Raw genomic sequence first — 22,759 nt, 5'->3', positions numbered from 1 at the left:
TAAAAATACCTCGCAACGGATTTTTTGTTTCTATTCTTAGGTTCATGACCGGCCCTTGCCCAGGGGTTGGCGCAGGTTGGAGCAACAGCAGGGCGATGGAGTAATCAGGGTTTCATCACATGCAGAGGGACATCGTCCATGGCTAAAGCGCAAGGCATCATCGGTTGGCTGGGTTTGTTTGCAGGCATGAACTTTTCGCAGCGGTCACGCCGGTTGAGTTCAGAGGAAATAAAACTGCTGGAGCGTTATCGCGAGCTCTCGGAGAGTGACCGGATTGCCATGCGCTATCTGGTGGATGCAATGCGCAGTGTGTCGCGGTTCTGAAGAAGGGGGTAGGACTCTCCCCTGGTAGTTGCAGGGGAGAGCATCGTCACCACTGCTGGTGACGCTCGGTTCGCTGATGCAGGATCCGCAGAACCTGGACCTGGCCCAGGGCCAGGCGATAGGGCACGACGAAGGGTATTTGATTCAGCACCAGTTCGCGCACATCCGGTACCTGTGACGGACGGCCCGAGCCGGGAAAACGTTGCAGTTGTTCAAGCCTGTCGAAGATGTCGGCCACTACATCGTCGGCGCCGGCCACTCCAACCAGGCCACTGTAATGTTCATGAATGGCCTGCAGATCACTTTCAGCTTTTTCGGTCAGTGCGACTCTCGGCACGGTTCGCCCACTTAGCCTTGACGGCGTCCAGTTCGGTCAGTTTGCCAGCGTCGGCATCGGCAATGCCTTCGCTGATGGCTTGCAGATGCCAGGACTCGGCTTCCACATAACGAACCAGTGCACGCTTGAGATGGTACTGCCTGTCACGATCGGTCGCGGCAGCCAGTTGATCCAGCTGCTGGGCCAGGACCTCTTCTACTCGAAAGGACAAAACGGGCGAAGCCATGGGGCTCTCCTGTAGAGGTTGTATACGCTGTAAACAAGGTATACACCCTAGGCTTCGCTCGTGCCTCAGTCAACCGTCGGTGCGTGCGCCGGTCGTCGTTAACCTTAGCGGGGCAGGTGCCAGGGGGCTGCCGGTAAGTATGACCAGATGTCTTGCCCGTCCAGTGCTTGTTGGACCTTAGCCCACTTCTCCTACCGCCCTGTACGCCTCATCGATGGCGGCATGGGCATAAGCACTCCAGGCTGCGTCGGAATTGGCGATGCTGACCTTGCCCACTGGCTGACGCGCCAGGTTCATCAGTTTTTCACTCTCGTCGGAATCGTCGTACAGGCTATTGGAGAAGTACGCGTAGCCATGTGACCAGCGGTTGACGGTGATGGCCAGGATGTCGGTCTGGTGGTTGAAGCCACCCGGGCCGAGCATGCGTTGCAACTGATCGCGCAGTTGGGCTTCGAGGACCTCGAAGGTCTGTCCGTAGAGTCGACCTCGACCGGCACGGGCCTGGTCGCGGGCGTTCATGCCGCTGTTGGGGCTGGTGGGCACATAGACCATGTGCAGGCCAATTGGCTGTGTCGGATCCTTGGGGTGATCGTAGCCGCCCATGCTCACCGGGTAGTCGAGCTTGATCCGGCTGTAGGGCTGGGTCGCGGCATAGATTTCGTGGACCCCCAGTTTCTGGAACGATTGCCAGTTGCGGATCACCACTTTGGTGTACACCAGCGGGAATTTCACGTTCTGGCTCAGGGCGTGGGATTGTTCGGCCGAGAGGTCGCGCAGCAGGTAGGGAATCATCATGTTGTAGCAGGCCATGATGCAGTGTTTGCCACGCACCTGGCTCAGTTGTCCGCCACGGCTGTAACCGATGTTCACCCCGTTGCCGACGTTGCGCACGCTGACTGCAGTGCTGTTGAGGCGAATGCGCACCGGGGTTTTCGCCTGGTCGAGTTTGCTGTAGTCGAACGGTGCCAGGACGATATCGTCCATGGTGTGACCGGGGGCCACTGCCGGGATCAGGCTGCGCACCAGCAGGCGGGCCAGCGAGGCGTTGCCGTCGGGGAAGTGGTAGATGTAGGGCTCTTCCATTTCCGCCTGGGCTTCTTCGCTGATCGGCTCCAGGTTCATCGCCGAGAAGCCTGGGAAACCGACGTTGTAGGCGTCATACGCTGCCACGGCATCGATGCTCAGGGCCATGAAGTCGTTGGTGCGGCTCTGGAAATACTTCACCGCCTGTTCCGAAAGGCCGACGTCCTTGAGCAGGAAGTCGCGATAGCTGGTGCGCTCCAGGTGGGCGGTTTTGTCTTCGGTGGATTGGCCTGCCAGGTAGTCCGTGGGGGCGCTGTGCACCGCGATCAGTGCTTCACGGTCGGCCTGTGGCAGTGGGAAGTCGTTGATGAAGTCTTCAATGCTGCGGGCGTGCAACTGGTCCGGGGCGATATCGTCGGCCACCATCGGGGTTGGGTCGCCGGTCACCAGTTTGTCTTCGCCGAAGTTTTCCTTGTCGAAGAACACCGCGCGTGACAGGCCCAGGCCAGGATAGAACTGGCGATCGAAAGCACTTTCAAAGCGCTTGATGTCGACCCCGAGTTTCTTCAGCAGGCCATTCACTTCCTTGCTGTAGAGGTGGCTGGGCGACTGGAAGGCTTCACTGCCGCCATAGCCGAGGATCATCCGTCCGCCGGCGGAGAACTCGTTGCGCTTGGCGTGGCCGCCGAAGTCGTCGTGGTTTTCCAGGATCAGGATGCGTGCCTTGGGATGTTTTTCGCGGTAGAACCAGGCTGCGGACAACCCGCTCAGGCCTCCGCCGACGACTATCAGGTCGTACTCTTCGCTGATCGGCAGTGGGTCGGTGTCGAAGACTTTTTTCTCCCAGCCCATCTGGTGCGCCAGTTCGAACGAGCCGACGTGGCTGCCGCGCAGGCCGGTGAGGGCGGGTGGGTAGTAGCGGCCATCAGGGGCGGCCTGGAGCAGTTGCAGCGGGGTCATTCCGGCGGCAATGCTGATGGCGACACCGTTGAGGAAGTCGCGGCGGGTGATATCCATGTTCAATCCTTGGTGGTTTTTTAGTCGCCCCGACCCGCGTGCAGGGGGGCAGGGCGTTGTCGTTACCGGCTGACTTTCCAGGCATCGCCTGCTGGGGCGGTGCCATGGTCATAGGGTTTGCCGAGCCACATGTAGAGCAGGCCCAGGCCAATGACGATGGCCGTGCTCAGCACCATCGCGTAGTTGACGTACCACGGCGCATCCGGCGTGCGTGGCCAAGCCATGTTGATGATTGCCCCGACACCATAGACCAGCGCGCCGATGTTCACGGGCAGGCCCCAGGCCCCGAGGGTGAACTTGCCGCTGGGTTTCCAGCCGCGAGCGCGGGCGTAGAGCGCCGCGAGCACGATCATCTGGAATGCCAGGTAGATCCCGATGGCAGCGAAGCTGACGATGGTGGCGACGGCGTCCTGTAGGAAAAAGCCCAGGGCGATGATCAACGCCGGCAGGATACCGGAGACGAACAAGGCGGCAACCGGAACCTGGGTGTTCGGCGAAATCCGCTTGAGTAGGCCGCTGCCGATGACCATTTCGTCACGCGCGTAGGAGTACAGAAGACGGCTGGCCGCCGCTTGTAGGCTGATCACGCAGGAGATGAAGGAAATCATCACCACGCCCATCACCACCTTTGAGCCGACCGGGCCGAACGCGTTGTTGAGGATGGTGGTGACCGGGTCCTTATCGGTGCCATTGATCACCGCTTGCATGTCCGGCACCGCCAGGATCAGGGCCAGGCAGGCAAACATCGCGGCAATGCCGCCGATGTAGATGGTCATGCGCATGGCCACCGGAATTTTCTTGCTCGGGTTGGGGGTTTCTTCGGCCACATCGCCACAGGCTTCGAAGCCGTAGTACAGGAACATCCCGGCCAGGGAGGCGGTCAGGAACGCCGGCAGGTAGGAGCCATCGACGCTGATGTCGAAGGTGTTGAACAGCACGCTGAGGGGTTGATGACGCTCGAACAGCAACAGATAGACACCGACGATGACCGCGCCGATCAGTTCACAGAGGAAACCGAACATGGCAATGCGCGCCAGCACCTTGGTGCCGCTGAGGTTGACCAGGGTGGCGAACAGCGTCAGTACCAGGGCAATGATGATGTTGGTGTTGTTGTTCGGTTCAAAGCCGAGCATGGCCGCCAGGTACGGGCCGGCGCCGACCGCGACGGCAGCGATGGTCACGCACAGGGCAATGGAGTAGATCCAGCCCACCATCCACGCCCAGCGCTTGCCCACCAGGCGTCGGGCCCACGGGTAGACGCCGCCGGAGATCGGGAACTGCGAGACCACTTCGCCGAAGATCAGGCACACCAGCATCTGGCCGCAGCCCACCAGCAGGTAGGCCCAGAACATCGGTGGGCCACCGGCGGCCAGGCACAGGCCGAAGAGGGTATAGACCCCGACGACCGGAGACAGGTAGGTGAAGCCCAGGGCGAAGTTTTCCCACAGGCTCATGCTGCGATTGAAATTGGAGGTGTACCCCAGTTTACGTAGCTGCTCGGCATCGCTGTCAGCGACGACGGGAGAGTGTTCGGGTAATGCACTCATGGCGTGGATGCTCCGGAAAATCGGCAGATTTCGGATGGCCGAAACCGTGGCGGGGCCTTGAGGGCGCCGCCAGGATCGGTGGTTATTATTTTGTCTTCTTGGGTTTGGAGCCTGGTGGTGCGGACTGCCGGTTTCTGCCTTGAAACCGAGGTGACGCCATCGCCAGCAGGCTGGCTCCCACAGTTTGAAATGCGTTTCCCTGTGGGAGCCAGCCTGCTGACGATGCTTTTAGTGCTTGAACATCACATGCCGCACGGTGGTGTAGTCCTCGAGCCCATACATGGACATGTCCTTGCCATACCCGGACAGTTTCTGACCGCCATGGGGCATTTCGCTGACCAGCATGAAGTGGGTATTCACCCAGGTGCAGCCATATTGCAAACGCGCGGCGAGACGGTGGGCACGGCCTACGTCAGCGGTCCACAGCGACGACGCCAGGCCGTAGTCCGAATCGTTGGCCCAGCCCAGTACCTGAGCCTCATCGTTGAAACGAGTCACCGAGACCACTGGACCGAACACTTCACGCCGGACGATTTCATCGTCCTGCTGGGCGTCGGCCAGTACCGTTGGCTCGAAGAAGAAACCCTCGCCTTCCACGGCCTTGCCGCCGGTGATCAAGCGAATGTGCGGTTGCGCCACGGCGCGCTCGACAAAACCGGCGACGCGGTCGCGATGCTGGGCGGTGATCAGCGGGCCCAGTTCGGTGGCGGGATCATCCTGCAGACCGTATTTGATGCTGCTGACCGCGGCCCCTAGTTTCTCCACGAACTGCTCGTAGATACCGGCCTGGGCATAGATGCGGCAGGCAGCGGTGCAGTCTTGCCCGGCGTTGTAGAAACCGAAGGTGCGGATGCCTTCCACGGCCGCGTCGATGTCGGCGTCGTCGAAGATGATCACCGGCGCCTTGCCGCCCAGTTCCATGTGCATGCGTTTGACGCTGTCAGCGGTGCTGGAAATGATGTTCGAGCCGGTGGCGATCGAGCCGGTCAGCGACACCATGCGCACTTTCGGATGAGTGACCAGCGGGCTACCCACCGTCGGCCCACGACCGAACACCAGGTTGAGCACGCCAGCCGGAAAAATCTCCGACGCCAGCTCGGCCAGGCGCAAGGCGGTCAGCGGGGTCTGTTCCGACGGCTTGAGCACCACGGTATTGCCGGCCGCCAGGGCTGGAGCGATTTTCCAGGCGACCATCATCAGCGGGTAGTTCCACGGCGCGATCGAGGCAATCACGCCGACTGGATCGCGGCGGATCATCGAGGTGTGGCCCGGCAGGTATTCACCCCCGGCCATGCCGCTCATGCAACGGCTGGCGCCGGCGAAGAAGCGGAACACATCGGCAATCGCCGGGATCTCGTCGTTCAACGCCGCACTCAGCGGTTTGCCGCAGTTATCCGATTCCAGCTTGGCCAGTTCTTCGCCGTGGGCTTCGATGGCGTCTGCCAGCTTGAGCAGCAGCAGCGAGCGGTCCTTGGGCGGGGTCTGCGACCAACTGTCGAAGGCCGCATCGGCGGCGCGTACGGCGGCGTCGACCTGGGCTTCGCTGGCTTCGTTGATCTGCACCAGCACACGGCCCAGCGACGGGTTGAAGACGGCCTGGGCCGGGCCTTCGCCCTCCACCAGTTGGCCGTTGATCAGCAGTTTGGTTTGCATGTTCATGTCCTCTTTGGCGCTTTTATTTTTCTGCTGAAACCGGAACCCAGGTGGGAGCGGGCTTGCCCGCGATGAGGTCATCGCATCCAACATTGATGATGATTGACCCAACGCAATCGCGGGCAAGCCCGCTCCCACAGTGGCCCTGTTCCTCCAGTTATCCGTTTATTTACCGCCGCTACCGGCCACGCTTTCACCGCCGCGTGTCAGGTAGTAGGCACCGAGAATCGGCAGCATGGTCACGATCATCACCAGCATCGCCACCACGTTGGTCACAGGCACGTCCCGTGGGCGGCTCAGTTGATTGAGCAGCCACAGCGGCAAGGTGCGTTCATGGCCGGCGGTGAAGGTGGTGACGATGATTTCGTCGAACGACAGGGCAAACGCCAGCATGCCGCCGGCCAGCAACGCCGAGCCGAGGTTCGGCAGGATGATGTAGCGGAAGGTCTGCCAGCCATCGGCGCCCAGGTCCATCGAGGCCTCGATCAGGCTGTGGGAGGTGCGGCGCAGGCGGGCGATGACGTTGTTGTAGACGATCACCACACAGAAGGTCGCGTGACCGACGATGATGGTGAACATACCTGGCTCGATGCCCAGGGATTTGAAAGTCGCCAACAAGGCAATCCCGGTGATGATCCCCGGCAGGGCAATCGGCAGGATCAGCATCAACGAGATGCCTTGCTTGCCGAAGAAGTCGCGCCGGTACAGCGCCGCCGAGGCCAGGGTGCCGAGGACCATGGCAATCAGGGTCGCGATGGCGGCGATCTGGGCCGACAGCTTGATGGCTTCCAGGACGTCAGGTCGCGAGAACGCCACGCCGATCCACTTCAGGGTGAAACCCTTGGGCGGAAAACTGAACGCTGCGTCTTCGGTGTTGAAGGCGTACAGGAAGATGATCAGGATCGGGAAGTGCAGGAACACCAACCCGCCCCAGGCCGCGATGCGCAGACCTAAAGAAGCTTTCTCAGAGTGCATCGAAGGCCCCCAGGCGTTTGACGATGGATAGGTAGATGGCGATCAGCACGATCGGCACCAGGGTGAAAGCCGCGGCCATCGGCATGTTGCCGATCGCGCCTTGCTGGGCGTAGACCATGCTGCCGACGAAGTAACCCGGCGGGCCCACCAGTTGCGGCACGATGAAATCGCCCAGGGTCAGGGAGAAAGTGAAGATCGAACCGGCGGCGATGCCCGGGATCGACAGCGGCAGGATCACCTGCATGAAGGTCTGGCGTGGCTTGGCCCCGAGGTCGGCGGAGGCTTGCAGCAGGGACGGTGGCAGGCGCTCCAGCGAAGCCTGGATCGGCAGGATCATGAACGGCAGCCAGATGTACACGAACACCATGAAGCGGCCCAGGTGCGAGGTGGACAGGGTGCTGCCACCGATCCCGGGAATCCCCAGCACGAATTGCAGCACCGGCTCCAGCCCCAGGTGCTGGACGAACCACTGTGCGACGCCGCCTTTGGCCAGCAGCAAGGTCCAGGCGTAGGCCTTGACGATATAGCTGGCCCACATCGGCATCATCACCGCGATGTAGAAGAACGCCTTGGTCTTGCCGCTGGTGTAGCGCGCCATGTAGTAGGCAATTGGAAACGCCACGATGGCGCTGGCGATCGAGACCACGATGGCCATGCTCAGGGTGCGCAGGATGATGTCGAAGTTCGACGGCTGGAACAGCGCGGCGAAGTTGCCCAGGGTCAGGTCGGGGGTGACCGCCATGGTGAAGTCGTCAAAGGTGTAGAAGCCCTGCCACAACAGGGTCAGGAGCGAGCCGAGATAGATCGCGCCGAACCAGATCAGCGGCGGCACCAGCAACATCGACAGGTACAGATTGGGGCGGCGATACAGCAGGTTGGAGAACCGGCGCAGCGGCGAGCCCCCCGAAGGCGTTTGTGTCATGGTCACGGTGTTCATCTCACACCCCGCTCGTGACGGTGTCGTGCAGCGGGGTCATCGCCTCGCGGGCCCAGCGCGCGCTGATGCGTTGTCCGGTCTGGTGCTGGGCGCTGGTGTCCAGCCACTGGTTGTTGGCCTTGCTGATGTTCAGGGTCTGGCCGTTTTCCAACTTCAACTCGTAACGGGTGGCGCTGCCCTGGTACTGGATGTCGTGCAGCAGACCGCTGACTTCGATCTCATGGCTGGCCAGCGGGCCTTCGGCGAAACGCACGTGTTCCGGACGAATCGAGAAGGGCTGCGGGTTGCCGCTCAGTTGTTGCGCCAGGTCGCCACGGATCACGTTGGAGGTGCCGACGAATTCGGCGACGAAGGTGGTGGCCGGTTTCATGTACAGGTTGCGCGGGGTGTCGACCTGCTCGATGCGGCCCTTGTTGAACACCGCCACGCGGTCGGACATCGACAGGGCTTCGGTCTGGTCGTGGGTGACGAAAATGAAGGTGATGCCGAGCTGGCGCTGCAGTTTCTTCAGCTCGCTCTGCATTTGCTCACGCAGCTTCAGGTCCAGCGCCCCCAGGGGTTCGTCGAGCAACAGCACCCGTGGGCGATTGACCAGAGCGCGAGCCAGGGCCACACGCTGGCGCTGGCCGCCGGACAATTGCACCGGCTTGCGCTCGCCGTAGCCGCCCAGGGCCACCATGGCGAGGGATTCTTCGGCACGCTCCAGGCGTTCCTTCTTGCCCACGCCCTTGACCTTCAGGCCGTAGGCGACGTTGTCGCGGACATTCATGTGGGGGAACAGGGCGTAATCCTGGAAGACGGTGTTGACGTCACGCTGATAGGGCGGCAGGCCGGCGGCTTCTTCGCCGTGGATGCGGATCGACCCCGCGCTCGGCTGTTCGAAGCCGGCGATCAGCCGCAGGCAGGTGGTTTTGCCCGAGCCGGAAGGGCCGAGCATGGAAAAGAACTCGCCGTCCTGGATGTCGATGGAAACCCGGTCTACGGCTTTCACTTCGCCGAATAGACGGGAAACGTTGGTGAACTGGACTGCAAGCGTCATGGTGCGGTGCTCCAAAAAGGCGCGGGCCGTCGCAGCGGCCCTGCCTGGACTTCTGAAAAATCTATTAATCGAAAATCAATTCTGCTTTTGGCAAAGCGATGGAGCTGGAAAAGTCGTTCAGGGAGCGTCGCGAGCGGCGATTAGTCGTGTCCGGCCAGCGCACAGCCCCCGGAGCGTACGTCAGTACGTGAGGAGGCGAGCACTGCCCGGGCGCGGATAATCGACGCGCAGCAGCTCCCGGAATGACTTTTAGCGGCCGCCCATGATCGCGATGTAGTCCTGGGTCCAGCGGCTGTACGGCACGAACTTGCCGCCTTCAGCCTGCGGGGTTTTCCAGAAGGCGATCTTCTCGAACTGGTCGAAACCGTTGGTCTTGCAGCCTTCGGCGCCCAGCAGTTCGCTGCCCTGGCAAGCCGCCGGGACCGCTGGCAAGGAGCCGAACCAGGCCGCGACATCGCCCTGGACCTTGGGTTGCAGCGACCAGTCCATCCACTTGTAGGCGCAGTTCGGGTGCTTGGCCTCGGCGTGCAGCATGGTGGTGTCGGCCCAGCCGGTGGCGCCTTCTTTCGGAATAGTCGAGGCGATGGGCTGTTTCTCGTTCATCAGGCCGTTGACCTGATAGGGCCAGGCGCTGGAGGCCACTACCCCTTCGTTCTTGAAGTCACTCATTTGCACGGTGGTGTCGTGCCAGTAGCGGTGGATCAGCGGCTGCTGGGCGCGCAGCAGGTCGAGCACGGCCTTGTACTGTGCTTCGGTCAGCTCGTAGGGGCTCTGGATGCCCAGTTCCGGCTTGGTGCTTTTCAGGTACAGCGCCGCGTCGGCGATGTAGATCGGACCGTCATAGGCCTGCACGCGGCCTTTGTTGGGCTTGCCGTCTGGCAGGTTCTGCGCATCGAACACCACGTTCCAGCTGGTGGGGGCCGTCTTGAACACGTTGGTGTTGTACATCAGCACGTTCGGGCCCCATTGATAGGGGGTGCCGTATGTCTGCTGGTTGACCACGTACCAAGGGGCATCCTTGAGGCGCGGGTCGAGGTTTTTCCAGTTAGGGATCAGTGCGGTATTGATCGGCTGCACACGCTTGCCGACGATCAACCGCAGCGAGGCGTCGCCAGAGGCAGTCACCAGGTCGTAGCCGCCCTTGGCCATCAGGCTGACCATCTCATCGGAAGTGGCGGCGGTCTTGACGTTGACCTTGCAGCCGGTCTCCTTCTCGAAACCGGTCACCCAGTCGTAGGCCTTGTCGCTTTCACCCCGTTCGATGTAGCCAGGCCAGGCCACGATGTCCAGTTGGCCCTCGCCGGCACCAACGGCTTTCAGCGGTTCGGCGGCCTGGAGGCTGGCACTGGCCAGCAGCGCGGTGGTGATTGCACTGAGCAATGCGGTCTTGTGCACGAACATGGGGTTTCCCTCTTCTTTAAATTATGGTCGGGGCAGTGTTGAACGTGATGCAGCTGGCCTTTTCGGCTTGTTATTAGCTTAGTAGCGTTATTTCAGGTCATTGCCGTGACGGGCCATGATGTGCCGCACCACGCTGTAGTCCTGCAGCGAGTCGCTGGACAGGTCCTTGCCGTAGCCGGAGCGTTTCAAACCGCCGTGGGGCATTTCACTGACCAGCATGAAGTGGCTGTTGATCCAGGTGCAGCCGTACTGCAAGCGCGCCGCGACCTGCATCGCCTTGTCCAGGTTTTGCGTCCAGACCGACGACGCCAGGCCATATTCCGAGTCGTTGGCCCAATCCACCGCTTGCTCCAGCTCGTCGAAGCGGGTCACGGTGACCACCGGGCCGAACACTTCGCGCTGGACGATTTCATCGCTTTGCTTGCAACCGGCGAGCAGGGTTGGCTGGTAATAGAAACCGGCGCCGGAATGCACTGCCGCGCCGGTCACCCGTTCGATGTGCGGCTGGCCGAGGGCGCGTTCGACAAAGCTGGCCACGCGGTCGCGCTGGCGGGTGCTGATCAGAGGGCCGATCTCGTTGTCGGCGTCACGCTTGCCGGCAAACCGCAGGCTGCTGACCGCTGCGCCCAGTTCCGCCACCAGCTTGTCGTGTATCCCCGCCTGGGCATAGATGCGGCAGGCCGCGGTGCAGTCCTGCCCGGCGTTGTAGTAACCGTAGCTGCGCACGCCGGCGACTACGGCTTGCAGGTCGGCATCGTTGCAGACGATCACCGGTGCCTTGCCGCCCAGTTCCAGGTGGGTGCGCTTGAGGGTCTTGGCGGCGGCCTGGAGGATTTTCTGCCCGGTGACGATGTCGCCAGTGAGCGAGACCATGCGTACTTTGGGATGGCTGACCAGATGGCTGCCGACCCCTTCACCGCCCCCGCAGATGATGTTGATCACCCCGCGCGGCAGGATCTCGGCCAGCGCTGGCGCCAGGGCCAGGATCGACAGCGGGGTATGTTCGGAGGGCTTGAACACCAGGGTATTGCCGGCGGCGAGGGCCGGGGCGATTTTCCAGGCGGCCATCATGATCGGGTAGTTCCACGGCGCAATCGAGGCCACCACGCCAATCGGGTCGCGGCGCACCATGCTGGTGTAGCCCGGCAGGTATTCACCGCTGAGCTGGCCGGTCTGGCAGCGCACGGCGCCAGCGAAGAAGCGGAACACATCGACCGTCGCACTGAGGTCATCCTGGCGCGCCAGGTGCAGTGGCTTGCCGCAGTTCAACGATTCCAGGCGGGCCAGCAGGTCAGCGTGTTTTTCAATGGCGTTGGCGATTTCCAGCAGGATGTTCGAGCGCTGTTGCGGGGTGGTCCGCGACCAGCCGGCAAAGGCCCGGTGGGCGGCGAGGATCGCGGCTTCGACCTGTTCGGTGCTGGCTTCGGCAATGTGGGTCAGCACTTCGCCGGTGGCCGGGTTGAGAATCGGCTCGACAAAGCCCTGGCCGGCTACCAATTCACCGTCGATCAGCAATGCGGTGAACAAAGGGGTCTGCGCGGCGGGCATTTTTCGGATTCTCTTTTGTTGTGTGGCCATGGTGCTCCCTGTGACTGGGGCCCCGACCGTCTTATAGATGTACAAAGACTAGTGGCGGGGCTTGAGGACGACAAATACTAAATACTGAATGCAGCGTTCGATTAAATAGATGGCTTGCGCCCGCCGGGTGGCTGTTCGCGGGCCACCGTCAGGAAGGGGTCAACCAGTGCCGGGCGGGCGGTGCCGCGGCGCCAGGCCAGGCCGACATCGAGGGTCTGGCTGAGGTCGGCGATGGGCCGGGCTTCGATGATGTCGCCTTCCAGGGACCATGGGCGGTAAGTCATGTCGGGCTGGATCGACACCCCCAGGCCCGCTGCCACCAGGCTGCGCACGGCCTCGGTGGAGGCGGTGCGCAGGGTGATGCGTGGCTGCAGCGAGGCAGCTCGCCACATGCGCTGGGCGTTGCGGTCCATCTCGTCGACGTTGAGTTGGATCAGTGGTTCGCGGGCGACGTCCGCCAGGTTGATGCTGTCGTGCTCCAGCAGCGGGTGCTGGGCCGGCAGCCACAAGCGGTGGGGCGAGTGAGTCAGTACCTCGGTTTGCAGGGCGTGACGATCCTCGAGGTTGGACAGGATCAGCACCCCGACATCGATTTCGCCACTGACCAGCAAGTGCTCGATGTACGGGCGCTCATCTTCCATGACCCGGAGCTCGACATTGGGGTAGGCCCGTTGAAAGCGGGTCAGCAGGTCGGCCAGGTAGTAGCCCGCGACCAGGCTGGTGACTCCAATGGTCAACTGCCCGGCCACCTGGTCGGTGCTCTGCTGCAGGCTGCGTTTGGCATTGTCCACGGTGGCCAGGATCAAATGCGCCTGGCGCAGGAACTGGTGTCCCTGATGGGTCAGGGTCATGCCCTTGGCGTGGCGGTTGAACAGGTTGACCCCAATCTCCTGCTCCAGTTGCTGGATGGCCAGGGTCAAGGTGGACTGGGAGATATACACCGCTTGTGCGGCGGCCGAGATCGAGCCGGTTTCGGCGACGGCGATGAAGTGACGGATCTGACGCAGGGTCATCATGGGAAAAGTACCCGGTGGGCGGTTTTTATAGATTTTTCCCAGTGTATATCTTTTTTATCGATGCCCTAGCCCAGCTAGCAAGGCGGCCGCAAGGGCTGGGCAACATCTGGAAGCACTCTCGCTGACGGGCCTCGGGCACTTTAGATCTAGGCTGATGGCCTTATTTATTGGTTAAACGTGATTTTCTGGAGGCGACACATGATTACCCGTGGTTTGCTCGATCAGTTACTCAAGTCCGGCCAGGACCTGTTGCAGAACAAGGCCGGTGGAACCCAGAACAAAGCAGCTGGCGGCGGACTGGGCAGCCTGCTCTCCGGTGCTGGCGGCGGGGCCTTGGCCGCCGGCGCGATGGGTCTGCTGCTGGGAAACAAGAAGGCGCGCAAAGTCGGCGGCAAGGTGGCGGTCTATGGCGGCCTCGCGGCACTCGGCGTGATTGCCTACAAGGCCTACGGCAACTGGCAGGCCCAGCAGGGCACGGCGCCGCAGACCGAGCCGCAAACCCTAGATCGCCTGCCGCCGGCGCAGGTCGAGCAGCACAGCCAGGCCATCCTCAAGGCCCTGGTGGCTGCTGCCAAGGCCGATGGGCATGTCGACGCGCGTGAGCGTGAGCTGATCGAGGGCGAGTTCCGCAAGCTGGACAGCGACCAGGAACTGCAGCACTGGCTGCACGCCGAACTCAACAAACCACTGGACCCGACCGACGTCGCCCGCGCCGCCAGCACCCCGGAAATGGCCGCCGAGATGTACATCGCCAGCGTGATGTTGGTGGACGAGGAGAACTTCATGGAGAAGTCCTACCTCGACGAACTGGCCCGCCAGCTCAAGTTGGAGCCAGGATTGAAGGCCGAGCTGGAGCGGCAGGTGCGTCTCTGAGTGTCGCAGGTGAGCTATCGCCAAGTGAAACACGGCGAGGACTGCGTCCTCGAACGCAGCCTCGCCGGCTCGCCCGCAATGGCCAATCCACCGTCTGTTTCTACACAAATATCACTGGCGGCCCCCAACCCATCTGACGGAAAGTAGCCGTCCCAGAGCGGATCCAGACTTTTCGCTCGGGATGAGACGCAGTGCGCAACCGCTGCTTAAACCCAGCGCGCCCTCGGCTATACTCCCCACCATTTGAATGGCCCCGAGGACTGACTGTGAAGAACTGGACGTTGCGCCAACGCATTTTGGCGAGCTTTGCGGTGATTATCGCCATCATGCTGTTGATGGTGGTCGTCTCTTATTCACGTCTGCTGAAGATCGAAGCCAGCGAGAACAGCGTTCGCGACGATGCCGTGCCTGGGGTCTACTACAGCTCGATGATTCGCAGTGCCTGGGTCGACAGCTACCTCAAGATCCAGAAAATGCTCGGTCTGGAGGAAGGGCAGGGGGTCACTGAGCAAGACCTCGCCGATTTCAAGGCCTTCGAGCAGCGTCTCGAAGAACAAATGGCCAACTACGCCGCGACTATTCATGGTGTCGAGGACCGCACCGAGTTCGATGCCTTCGAGAAAGCGCATCAGAATTTCAACCGGATTCTGGCCACCGTCCTTGAGCTGCATAAGAACCACCAGGAGCAGGAGGCAATCAAGCTGTTCAACGAGCAGTTGACGCCAGCCTGGATTACCGGCCGCCTGAAGCTCAATGACGTCATCCGCGAGAACAAGACGGTTGCCGACCACGCGACCACCGCCATCGACGACGCCGTCGTCGCGGCGAAAATCAGCATGGGTGTGTCGTTGTTGGTGGCGGTGCTGGCGGCGGCGCTCTGCGGCCTGCTGCTGATGCGCGCGATCATGGCGCCGATGAACCGCATCGTGAAGATCCTCGAAATCATGCGCACCGGGGACTTGAGCAATCGCCTCAACCTCGACCGCAAGGATGAGTTCGGTGCCGTGGAAAGCGGCTTCAACGACATGATGACCGAGCTCACCGCGCTGGTGTCCCAGGCCCAGCGTTCTTCGGTGCAGGTCACCACCTCGGTGACCGAGATCGCCGCCACCTCCAAGCAACAGCAGGCCACGGCCACCGAAACTGCGGCGACCACCACGGAAATCGGGGCGACCTCGCGGGAAATCGCGGCGACCTCCCGCGACCTGGTGCGCACCATGACGGAAGTGTCCACCGCTGCCGACCAGGCTTCGGTACTGGCCGGCTCCGGTCAGCAGGGCCTGGCACGCATGGAAGACACCATGCACTCGGTGATGGGCGCGGCCGACCTGGTCAATGCCAAGCTGGCGATCCTCAATGAGAAGGCCGGCAACATCAACCAGGTGGTGGTGACCATCGTAAAGGTCGCCGACCAGACCAACCTGCTGTCGCTGAACGCCGCTATCGAGGCGGAAAAGGCCGGTGAGTACGGTCGCGGTTTTGCCGTGGTCGCCACCGAAGTGCGGCGCCTGGCCGACCAGACGGCCGTTGCCACCTATGACATCGAGCAGATGGTCCGTGAGATCCAGTCGGCGGTCTCGGCCGGTGTGATGGGCATGGACAAGTTCTCCGAAGAAGTGCGCCGCGGCATGTCCGAGGTGCAGCAGGTCGGCGAACAACTGTCGCAGATCATCCATCAGGTCCAGGCGCTGGCGCCGCGGGTGCTGATGGTCAACGAAGGCATGCAGGCCCAGGCCACCGGCGCCGAACAGATCAACCACGCGCTGGTGCAGTTGGGCGATGCCAGCAGCCAGACCGTCGAGTCGCTGCGCCAGGCCAGTTTCGCCATCGACGAATTGAGCCAGGTGGCCGTCGGGCTGCGCAGCGGCGTCTCGCGATTCAAAGTCTGATGAGCGAGCTCGTGGTCAAGCGGGGCGCGGGTGTGGCCCCGAAACAAGCGCTGTTCCTGGTGTTTCGCATCGGTGGCGAGCGTTATGCCTTGCAGGCCGTCGAGGTGGCGGAGGTGCTGCCACGCCTGCCGCTCAAGCCGATTGCCCAGGCGCCGCATTGGGTCGCCGGGGTGTTCGGCTACCGCGGGACGGTGGTGCCGGTGATCGATGTCGGCGCGCTGACCTTCGGCCTGGCTGCCGAAGCACGCACCAGCACCCGCCTGGTGCTGGTGCACTATCGACCCGATGCCACGCTGCCAGCGCAACTGCTGGGGTTGATTCTCGAGCAGGCCACCGACACCTTGCGCTGCAATCCGGCGGAGTTTCAACCCTACGGCCTGGACAATCGCCAGGCGCCGTATCTGGGGCCAGTGCGCGAAGATGCCCAGGGACTGCTGCAATGGGTGCGGGTCGCGGACCTGCTGGATGCCCAGGTGCAGGCGCTGCTGTTTCCGTCGCCACCCTTGGACCTGTCAATGCTTGAGGATCGAGCATGAGCAGCGACCAGCGCTTTTTCGACTTCCTCAAAGAACGCATCGGCCTGGACGTGACCTCCGTCGGGCCGGCGATCATCGAGCGCGCGGTACGCCAGCGCACGACCGCGCAGCAGGTGCAAACGGCCGATCAATACTGGCAACGCTTGCTGGGTTCGCGAGACGAACAGCAAGCGCTGATCGAAGCGGTGATCGTGCCCGAGACCTGGTTTTTCCGGTATCCGGAATCCTTTGCCACCCTGGCCAGGCTGGCAAGCAAACGCCTGGGCGAGCTCAATAACATGCGGGCTCTGCGCATCCTCAGCCTGCCGTGCTCCACCGGCGAGGAGCCCTATTCGATTGCCATGGCCTTGCTCGATGCCGGGTTGGCACCTCATCAGTTCAAGGTCGACGGCCTGGACGTCAGCCCGTTGTCGGTGGAGCGGGCCAAGCGGGCGTGCTATGGCAAGAACTCCTTTCGCGGAGAGCAGGGCGATTTTCGCGAGCGGCATTTCAGCGCTGAAGACGACGGTTATCGCCTCAGCGAGCGGGTTCGCGAACAAGTGCGTTTGCAGGTCGGCAACCTACTGGACCCAAGCTTGCTGGCCAATGAACCGGCCTATGACTTCGTGTTTTGCCGCAACTTGCTGATCTACTTTGACCTGCCGACCCAGACCCAGGTCTTTGAAGTGCTCAAGCGCCTGACCCACGTCGATGGCGTGCTGTTCATCGGCCCGGCCGAAGGCAGTCTGCTGGGGCGCCTGGGCATGCGCTCGATCGGCATTCCCCAGTCGTTTGCCTTCAGCCGCCACAGCGAACCTGAACCCCAGCCACTGCCGGCCTACATTGCGCCAGCGCTGCCAGTGAGCTTGCCGGTGCGCCGCGCGCCTGCGCCGCCAGTGCGCAGTCGACCCTTTGCAACCGTAGCCCGCCCAGTGTCGCCGCGGGCCGAGCAGCCAGACGCTGGCGATGCGGCGGTGCTGTTGGCACACATTGCGACCCTGGCCAACGAAGGCAAAAGCCCGCAAGCGCGTGCCGCCTGTGAGGCGTACCTGCGCAGCCACGGCCCGGTGGCGCAAGTGTTCTACTGGTTAGGCCTGCTCAGTGATGTGGCTGGCAGCGTGCTGGAAGCCCAGGGGTTTTATCGCAAGGCGTTGTACCTGGAGCCGCAACACCCCGAAGCCCTGATGCACCTGGCCGCGTTGCTCGCGTCCCAGGGCGATGTGGCTGGGAGCCGACGCTTGCAGGAGCGCGCGGCGCGCAACGAACGTACCGCTGACAGTGAGCGCAAACGATGATCGGTTCAGTTTCGTTGAACGTGACCCACGCCGATGCCCAGGCCATCGACGACTGCTGGAACCGCATCGGTGTCCACGGTGACAAGTCCTGTGGGTTGCTGGCCGAGCATATTCATTGCCGCAACTGCGCGGTCTACTCGGCCGCGGCTACCCGCTTGCTGGACCGCTATGCGCTGCAGCAGGACGACCAGGCCCATGGCTCGGCGACGGTCGAGGTACAGGTCGCCACCCGTTCATTGCTGATGTTTCGCCTGGGCGAAGAGTGGCTGGCGCTGAGCACCCGCAGCCTGGTGGAAGTGGCGCCTTTGCAGCCGGTGCATTCCTTGCCCCACCAGCGCTCGCGGGCGCTGATGGGGGTGGCCAATGTGCGCGGCGCACTGGTGGCCTGCCTGTCGCTGGTGGAGTTGCTGGGGCTGGAGGCCTCGACGGCGACCGCGTCCGGTGCGCGGGTCATGCCGCGCATGTTGATCATTGCCGCCCACGGCGGTCCGGTGGTGGTACCGGTGGACGAGGTCGATGGGATCCATGCGATTGATCAACGGCTGCTCGACGCAGCCTCGCGCTCGGGCCAGCAGGCCAGCGCGAAGTACACCCGAGGCGTATTGCCATTTAACGGTCGCAGTTTGCGTTGGCTGGATGAAGAGCAGTTGCTGTCCGCCGTGACCCGGAGCCTCACATGACCCCCGAGCAAATGCGCGACGCGTCGCTGCTGGAGTTGTTCAGCCTGGAGGCCGAGGCCCAGACCCAAGTACTCAGCGCCGGGTTGCTGGCGCTGGAGCGTGATCCGACCCAGGCCGATCACCTGGAAGCCTGCATGCGCGCCGCCCACTCGCTCAAGGGCGCGGCGCGGATTGTTGGCGTCGATGCCGGGGTCGAAGTGTCCCATGTGATGGAAGATTGCCTGGTCAGTGCCCAGGAAGGCCGGCTTCTGCTGCGCCCCGAGCACATTGACGCGTTGCTGCAAGGCACCGACCTGCTGATGCGCATCGCCACGCCTGGCAACGAGGTCGGGCCCAGTGATATCTACGCCTATGTGGCGTTGATGGGGCAGTTGCTCGATCCCGCGTCGGCGCCGACACCGGTGAGCCTGCCACCGCTGGCGCCGGAGCTGCCGATGGCCGAGTTGCAACTCGAACCGCCGGCCGCGCGCTTCGAACTGTCGGAGCCGGAGCCTCTGCTGGCGGAACTCGCCAAGCCTGCCAAACGGCTCACCGAGGGCGGCGAGCGGGTGCTACGTGTGACTGCCGAGCGCCTGAACAGCCTGCTCGACCTGTCGAGTAAATCGCTGGTCGAGACCCAGCGTTTGAAACCCTATCTGGCGACCCTGCAGCGCCTCAAGCGTATGCAAAGTAACGGCCTGCGCGCCCTGGAAAACCTCAATGCCCAGCTCAAGGAGCAGAGCCTGAGCCTGGAAGTCGAGGAGGCCCTGGAGGATGCGCGGCGGCTGTTGGCCGAGTCTCAGCAATTGCTGGCGGAGCAAACGGCAGAGCTGGACGAGTTTGCCTGGCAAGCCAGCCAGCGTGCCCAGGTGCTGTACGACACTGCGCTGGCCTGCCGCATGCGCCCGTTTGCCGACGTGTTGACCGGCCAGGCGCGGATGGTCCGCGACCTGGGCCGCAGCCTCGGCAAACAGGTGCGCCTGGAGATCGAGGGCGAAAAGACCCAGGTCGACCGCGACGTGCTGGAAAAACTCGAAGCACCGCTGACGCACCTGTTGCGCAATGCGGTGGACCACGGCATCGAGTCGCCGGAGCAGCGCTTGCTGGCCGGCAAACCGGCCGAAGGGCTGATCCGCCTGCGGGCGTCCCATCAGGCGGGCCTGCTGGTGTTGGAACTCAGCGACGACGGCAACGGCGTGGACCTGGAGCGGGTCCGGCGCAGCATCGTCCAGCGTCAACTGTCGCCGGCCGAGACCGCGGCGCAATTGAGTGAAGAGGAACTGCTGACGTTCCTGTTCCTGCCCGGCTTCAGCCTGCGCGACAAAGTTACTGAAGTTTCCGGCCGTGGCGTCGGCCTCGACGCCGTCCAGCACATGGTGCGCCAGTTGCGCGGCGCGGTGGTGCTGGAGCAGAAGGCGGGCGAGGGCAGTCGTTTCCACCTTGAAGTGCCGCTGACCCTGTCGGTGGTGCGCAGCCTGGTGGTGGAAGTCGGCGAGGAGGCCTACGCCTTCCCGCTGGCGCACATCGAGCGCATGTGCGACCTGGCGCCAGAGGATATCGTGCAGGTGGAGGGGCGCCAGCACTTCTGGCACGAGGGCCGGCATGTCGGGCTGGTGGCTGCCACCCAGTTGCTGCAACGGCCGGTGAGCCAGAACAGCGCCGCCACCCTCAAGGTGGTGGTGATCCGTGAGCGCGATGCGGTGTACGGTGTGGCCGTCGAGCGTTTTATCGGCGAGCGCACCCTGGTGGTGCTGCCGCTGGATGAGCGCCTGGGCAAGATCCAGGATATTTCCGCCGGAGCCTTGCTGGATGACGGTTCGGTGGTACTGATCGTCGACGTCGAGGACATGCTGCGCTCGGTGGATAAACTGCTCAATACCGGGCGCCTGGAGCGGATCGCCCGGCACAGTCAGCAGGCCGCGCAGGTGGCCCGCAAGCGGATCCTGGTGGTCGATGACTCGCTGACGGTGCGCGAGTTGCAACGCAAGCTGCTGCTCAACCGAGGTTATGACGTGGCCGTCGCCGTTGACGGCATGGACGGCTGGAACGCCCTGCGCGCCGAGGACTTCGACCTGTTGATTACTGATATCGATATGCCGCGCATGGACGGGATCGAGCTGGTCTCGCTGTTGCGCCGCGACAATCGCCTGCAGTCACTGCCAGTGATGGTGGTGTCCTACAAGGACCGTGAAGAGGACCGGCGCCGTGGACTGGACGCTGGAGCCGACTATTATCTAGCCAAAGCCAGCTTTCATGACGATGCGCTGCTCGACGCAGTGGTAGAGCTCATAGGAGGAGCGCGGGCATGAAGATCGCAATCGTCAATGATATGCCGATGGCTGTGGAAGCGCTGCGCCGGGCCCTGGCGTTCGAGCCGGCGCACCAGGTGGTGTGGGTGGCCAGCAATGGCAAGGAGGCGGTGCAGCGTTGCGCCGAACTGACGCCGGACCTGATCCTCATGGACCTGATCATGCCGGTCATGGACGGGGTCGAGGCGACCCGCCGGATCATGGCGGATACGCCGTGCGCCATCGTCATCGTCACGGTCGATCGCCAGCAGAATGTGCATCGGGTGTTCGAGGCCATGGGGTACGGCGCGCTGGATGTGGTCGACACGCCGGCCCTGGGGGCCGGCAATGCCCAGGAAGCCGCCGCACCGCTGCTGCGCAAAATCATCAACATCGGCTGGCTGATCGGCGAGAAGGGCAACCGCGAACGCCCGGCACCCAGCCCGCTGCGCAGTTCGGCCTCGCGCCAGCGCCTGGTCGCCATTGGCTCCTCGGCTGGCGGTCCGGCGGCGCTGGAAGTGCTGCTCAAGGGCTTGCCGCGGGATTTCCCGGCGGCCATCGTGCTGGTGCAACACGTGGACCAGGTGTTCGCCGCCGGCATGGCGCAATGGCTCAGCAGTGTCAGTGGCCTGAACGTACGCCTGGCCCAGGAGGGCGAGCCGCCGCAAAGTGGCACGGTGTTGCTGGCTGGCACCAACCACCATATTCGCTTGTTGAAAAACGGCACGCTGGCGTACACCGCCGAGCCGGTCAACGAAATCTACCGGCCCTCGATCGATGTGTTCTTCGAAAGTGTGGCCAGTTACTGGAACGGTGATGCAGTAGGTGTGCTACTCACCGGAATGGGCCGCGATGGAGCCCAGGGACTCAAATTGATGCGCCAGCAGGGCTACCTGACCATCGCTCAGGATCAGCACAGCAGCGCGGTGTACGGTATGCCCAAGGCCGCCGCCGCCATCGACGCCGCGGTGGAAATTCGCCCGCTGGAAAAAATAGCGCCACGATTGCTGGAGATCTTTGCAAAATGAATGACATCCGCAGCGGTACGGGCCAAGTAGTATTTCAGGTGAGCCCCCATGGATGAGTTACAGCTCGACGATTTCAAGAACGATGAAAATGCCGCGATGGTGCTGCTGGTCGACGACCAGGCGATGATCGGCGAAGCCGTGCGGCGGGGTCTGGCGAACGAAGACAACATCGACTTCCATTTCTGCGCCGACCCGCACCAGGCCATCGCCCAGGCCATTCGCATCAAGCCGACGGTGATCCTGCAGGACCTGGTGATGCCCGGGCTGGACGGCCTGACACTGGTGCGCGACTACCGCAACCACCCGGCGACCAAGGACATCCCGATCATTGTGCTGTCGACCAAGGAAGATCCCTTGATCAAGAGCGCGGCGTTTGCCGCCGGGGCCAACGATTACCTGGTGAAACTGCCGGACAACATCGAGCTGGTGGCGCGCATTCGCTATCACTCGCGCTCCTACACCACGCTGATCCAGCGCGATGCAGCCTATCGGGCATTGCGGGTCAGCCAGCAGCAGTTGCTCGACACCAACCTGGTGCTGCAACGGTTGATGAACTCCGACGGCCTGACCGGCCTGTCGAACCGCCGGCACTTCGACGAGTACCTGGAGCTGGAATGGCGGCGCTCGTTGCGTGACCAGACCCAATTGTCGCTGTTGATGATCGATGTCGACTACTTCAAGTCCTATAACGACAGTTTTGGTCATCTTGAGGGCGATGAAGCCCTGCGCAAGGTGGCGACCGCGATCCGCGATGCCAGTAGCCGGCCCTCGGACCTGCCTGCGCGTTATGGTGGTGAAGAGTTCGCCCTGGTGCTGCCCAACACTTCGCCGGGTGGCGCACGACTGGTGGCGGAAAAACTCCGTCAGACCGTCGCCGCCCTGAAAATTCCACACATCGCCCCGGCCGAAGGCGCGAGCCTGACCATCAGCATCGGCCTGTCGACCATCACCCCACAGCAGGGCAGCGACTGCCGGCAATTGATTTTGGCGGCAGACAAGGGCCTGTACCTGGCCAAGCACAATGGGCGCAATCAGGTGGGGATCGAGTAAAAAACAGCCGTTTTGGTGGCTCAATAGCCGCCAGGCGGGCTGCCGTGGCGGCCTGATTACGTTATACTCGCCGGCTTTCAAAAGTTCGC

General features: G+C 62.8%; 20 protein-coding genes. 9 read left to right on the top strand and 11 right to left on the bottom strand.

Features of this window, described 5'->3' with window-relative positions:
* Positions 1–138: 138 nt before the first annotated feature.
* Entirely contained in the window at positions 139–324 is a 186-nt protein-coding gene (locus ACIOVD_RS21565; protein WP_095166669.1) for a hypothetical protein, read from the top strand.
* A gap of 46 nt (positions 325–370) precedes the next feature.
* Here ACIOVD_RS21565 and ACIOVD_RS21560 read toward each other — a convergent pair whose 3' ends face one another.
* From ACIOVD_RS21560 to ACIOVD_RS21510, 11 genes are all read right to left on the bottom strand, one after another.
* Complete coding sequence (locus tag ACIOVD_RS21560) at positions 371–661, bottom strand: type II toxin-antitoxin system RelE/ParE family toxin (RefSeq protein ID WP_095166671.1); 291 nt, start codon at positions 659–661, stop codon at positions 371–373.
* Positions 630–887 (bottom strand): CopG family ribbon-helix-helix protein, encoded by a 258-nt coding sequence (locus tag ACIOVD_RS21555; protein WP_095166673.1) that lies wholly within the window; start codon positions 885–887, stop codon positions 630–632. Before ACIOVD_RS21555 ends, ACIOVD_RS21560 begins: the two co-directional genes overlap by 32 nt.
* 177 nt (positions 888–1,064) lie before the next feature.
* Positions 1,065–2,927, bottom strand: a complete 1,863-nt coding sequence (locus ACIOVD_RS21550) for an NAD(P)/FAD-dependent oxidoreductase (RefSeq protein WP_095166675.1) — start codon at positions 2,925–2,927, stop codon at positions 1,065–1,067.
* Between the two features lie 62 nt (positions 2,928–2,989).
* Positions 2,990–4,474 (bottom strand): APC family permease, encoded by a 1,485-nt coding sequence (locus ACIOVD_RS21545; RefSeq protein ID WP_095166677.1) that lies wholly within the window; start codon positions 4,472–4,474, stop codon positions 2,990–2,992.
* Positions 4,475–4,702: 228 nt separating this feature from the next.
* On the bottom strand, positions 4,703–6,127 hold the full coding sequence (locus ACIOVD_RS21540; RefSeq protein ID WP_095166679.1) for a gamma-aminobutyraldehyde dehydrogenase: 1,425 nt from the start codon (positions 6,125–6,127) through the stop codon (positions 4,703–4,705).
* Positions 6,128–6,292: 165 nt separating this feature from the next.
* Entirely contained in the window at positions 6,293–7,102 is an 810-nt protein-coding gene (locus tag ACIOVD_RS21535; protein WP_095166681.1) for an ABC transporter permease, read from the bottom strand.
* Entirely contained in the window at positions 7,092–8,039 is a 948-nt protein-coding gene (locus tag ACIOVD_RS21530; protein ID WP_401130104.1) for an ABC transporter permease, read from the bottom strand. The genes ACIOVD_RS21535 and ACIOVD_RS21530 overlap by 11 nt, the downstream gene beginning before the upstream one ends.
* Before the next feature lies 1 nt (position 8,040).
* Positions 8,041–9,078 carry an ABC transporter ATP-binding protein gene (locus tag ACIOVD_RS21525; RefSeq protein WP_095166685.1) on the bottom strand — a complete coding sequence of 346 codons (1,038 nt, stop codon included), beginning with the start codon at positions 9,076–9,078 and terminating at the stop codon, positions 8,041–8,043.
* Positions 9,079–9,327: 249 nt separating this feature from the next.
* Entirely contained in the window at positions 9,328–10,479 is a 1,152-nt protein-coding gene (ydcS, locus tag ACIOVD_RS21520) for a putative ABC transporter substrate-binding protein YdcS (RefSeq protein ID WP_095166687.1), read from the bottom strand.
* An 87-nt stretch (positions 10,480–10,566) separates the two neighbouring features.
* Complete coding sequence (locus ACIOVD_RS21515; protein WP_095166689.1) at positions 10,567–12,057, bottom strand: gamma-aminobutyraldehyde dehydrogenase; 1,491 nt, start codon at positions 12,055–12,057, stop codon at positions 10,567–10,569.
* Between the two features lie 101 nt (positions 12,058–12,158).
* A complete protein-coding gene (locus ACIOVD_RS21510) occupies positions 12,159–13,073 on the bottom strand; it encodes a LysR family transcriptional regulator (protein ID WP_095166691.1) in 915 nt (304 codons plus the stop codon).
* A gap of 198 nt (positions 13,074–13,271) precedes the next feature.
* Between ACIOVD_RS21510 and ACIOVD_RS21505 the strand changes: the two genes are divergently transcribed.
* The 8 genes from ACIOVD_RS21505 to ACIOVD_RS21470 all read left to right on the top strand — a co-directional run bounded on the left by ACIOVD_RS21505 (position 13,272) and on the right by ACIOVD_RS21470 (position 22,670).
* Entirely contained in the window at positions 13,272–13,946 is a 675-nt protein-coding gene (locus tag ACIOVD_RS21505; protein ID WP_401130101.1) for a tellurite resistance TerB family protein, read from the top strand.
* Positions 13,947–14,212: 266 nt separating this feature from the next.
* Complete coding sequence (locus ACIOVD_RS21500; RefSeq protein ID WP_401130099.1) at positions 14,213–15,835, top strand: methyl-accepting chemotaxis protein; 1,623 nt, start codon at positions 14,213–14,215, stop codon at positions 15,833–15,835.
* Positions 15,835–16,371 (top strand): chemotaxis protein CheW, encoded by a 537-nt coding sequence (locus ACIOVD_RS21495; protein WP_095166697.1) that lies wholly within the window; start codon positions 15,835–15,837, stop codon positions 16,369–16,371. Before ACIOVD_RS21500 ends, ACIOVD_RS21495 begins: the two co-directional genes overlap by 1 nt.
* On the top strand, positions 16,368–17,645 hold the full coding sequence (locus ACIOVD_RS21490; protein WP_320333734.1) for a CheR family methyltransferase: 1,278 nt from the start codon (positions 16,368–16,370) through the stop codon (positions 17,643–17,645). Before ACIOVD_RS21495 ends, ACIOVD_RS21490 begins: the two co-directional genes overlap by 4 nt.
* Positions 17,642–18,325, top strand: a complete 684-nt coding sequence (locus ACIOVD_RS21485) for a chemotaxis protein CheW (RefSeq protein ID WP_401130097.1) — start codon at positions 17,642–17,644, stop codon at positions 18,323–18,325. Before ACIOVD_RS21490 ends, ACIOVD_RS21485 begins: the two co-directional genes overlap by 4 nt.
* On the top strand, positions 18,322–20,613 hold the full coding sequence (locus ACIOVD_RS21480) for a hybrid sensor histidine kinase/response regulator (protein ID WP_401130095.1): 2,292 nt from the start codon (positions 18,322–18,324) through the stop codon (positions 20,611–20,613). Before ACIOVD_RS21485 ends, ACIOVD_RS21480 begins: the two co-directional genes overlap by 4 nt.
* A complete protein-coding gene (locus ACIOVD_RS21475) occupies positions 20,610–21,620 on the top strand; it encodes a chemotaxis response regulator protein-glutamate methylesterase (RefSeq protein WP_095166705.1) in 1,011 nt (336 codons plus the stop codon). Before ACIOVD_RS21480 ends, ACIOVD_RS21475 begins: the two co-directional genes overlap by 4 nt.
* 48 nt (positions 21,621–21,668) lie before the next feature.
* Positions 21,669–22,670 (top strand): PleD family two-component system response regulator, encoded by a 1,002-nt coding sequence (locus ACIOVD_RS21470; RefSeq protein WP_095166707.1) that lies wholly within the window; start codon positions 21,669–21,671, stop codon positions 22,668–22,670.
* Positions 22,671–22,759 lie beyond the last annotated feature (89 nt).

Source organism: Pseudomonas sp. NPDC087626 (assembly GCF_044743405.1).
GTDB lineage: Bacteria > Pseudomonadota > Gammaproteobacteria > Pseudomonadales > Pseudomonadaceae > Aquipseudomonas.
Note: the sequence above shows the minus strand (reverse complement) of the source record. Positions and strands in the feature narration are given on the sequence as shown.

Bases quoted from the DNA above. Each gene is read 5' to 3' on its own strand.
- ACIOVD_RS21510 (WP_095166691.1), bottom strand. From the start codon at position 13,073: ATGATGACCCTGCGTCAGATCCGTCACTTCATCGCCGTCGCCGAAACC.
- ACIOVD_RS21490 (WP_320333734.1), top strand. From the start codon at position 16,368: ATGAGCAGCGACCAGCGCTTTTTCGACTTCCTCAAAGAACGCATCGGC.
- ACIOVD_RS21540 (WP_095166679.1), bottom strand. From the start codon at position 6,127: ATGCAAACCAAACTGCTGATCAACGGCCAACTGGTGGAGGGCGAAGGC.
- ydcS (WP_095166687.1), bottom strand. From the start codon at position 10,479: ATGTTCGTGCACAAGACCGCATTGCTCAGTGCAATCACCACCGCGCTG.
- ACIOVD_RS21555 (WP_095166673.1), bottom strand. From the start codon at position 887: ATGGCTTCGCCCGTTTTGTCCTTTCGAGTAGAAGAGGTCCTGGCCCAG.
- ACIOVD_RS21535 (WP_095166681.1), bottom strand. From the start codon at position 7,102: ATGCACTCTGAGAAAGCTTCTTTAGGTCTGCGCATCGCGGCCTGGGGC.
- ACIOVD_RS21530 (WP_401130104.1), bottom strand. From the start codon at position 8,039: ATGAACACCGTGACCATGACACAAACGCCTTCGGGGGGCTCGCCGCTG.
- ACIOVD_RS21480 (WP_401130095.1), top strand. From the start codon at position 18,322: ATGACCCCCGAGCAAATGCGCGACGCGTCGCTGCTGGAGTTGTTCAGC.
- ACIOVD_RS21550 (WP_095166675.1), bottom strand. From the start codon at position 2,927: ATGGATATCACCCGCCGCGACTTCCTCAACGGTGTCGCCATCAGCATT.
- ACIOVD_RS21565 (WP_095166669.1), top strand. From the start codon at position 139: ATGGCTAAAGCGCAAGGCATCATCGGTTGGCTGGGTTTGTTTGCAGGC.
- ACIOVD_RS21485 (WP_401130097.1), top strand. From the start codon at position 17,642: ATGATCGGTTCAGTTTCGTTGAACGTGACCCACGCCGATGCCCAGGCC.
- ACIOVD_RS21545 (WP_095166677.1), bottom strand. From the start codon at position 4,474: ATGAGTGCATTACCCGAACACTCTCCCGTCGTCGCTGACAGCGATGCC.
- ACIOVD_RS21495 (WP_095166697.1), top strand. From the start codon at position 15,835: ATGAGCGAGCTCGTGGTCAAGCGGGGCGCGGGTGTGGCCCCGAAACAA.
- ACIOVD_RS21475 (WP_095166705.1), top strand. From the start codon at position 20,610: ATGAAGATCGCAATCGTCAATGATATGCCGATGGCTGTGGAAGCGCTG.
- ACIOVD_RS21525 (WP_095166685.1), bottom strand. From the start codon at position 9,078: ATGACGCTTGCAGTCCAGTTCACCAACGTTTCCCGTCTATTCGGCGAA.
- ACIOVD_RS21505 (WP_401130101.1), top strand. From the start codon at position 13,272: ATGATTACCCGTGGTTTGCTCGATCAGTTACTCAAGTCCGGCCAGGAC.
- ACIOVD_RS21515 (WP_095166689.1), bottom strand. From the start codon at position 12,057: ATGGCCACACAACAAAAGAGAATCCGAAAAATGCCCGCCGCGCAGACC.
- ACIOVD_RS21470 (WP_095166707.1), top strand. From the start codon at position 21,669: ATGGATGAGTTACAGCTCGACGATTTCAAGAACGATGAAAATGCCGCG.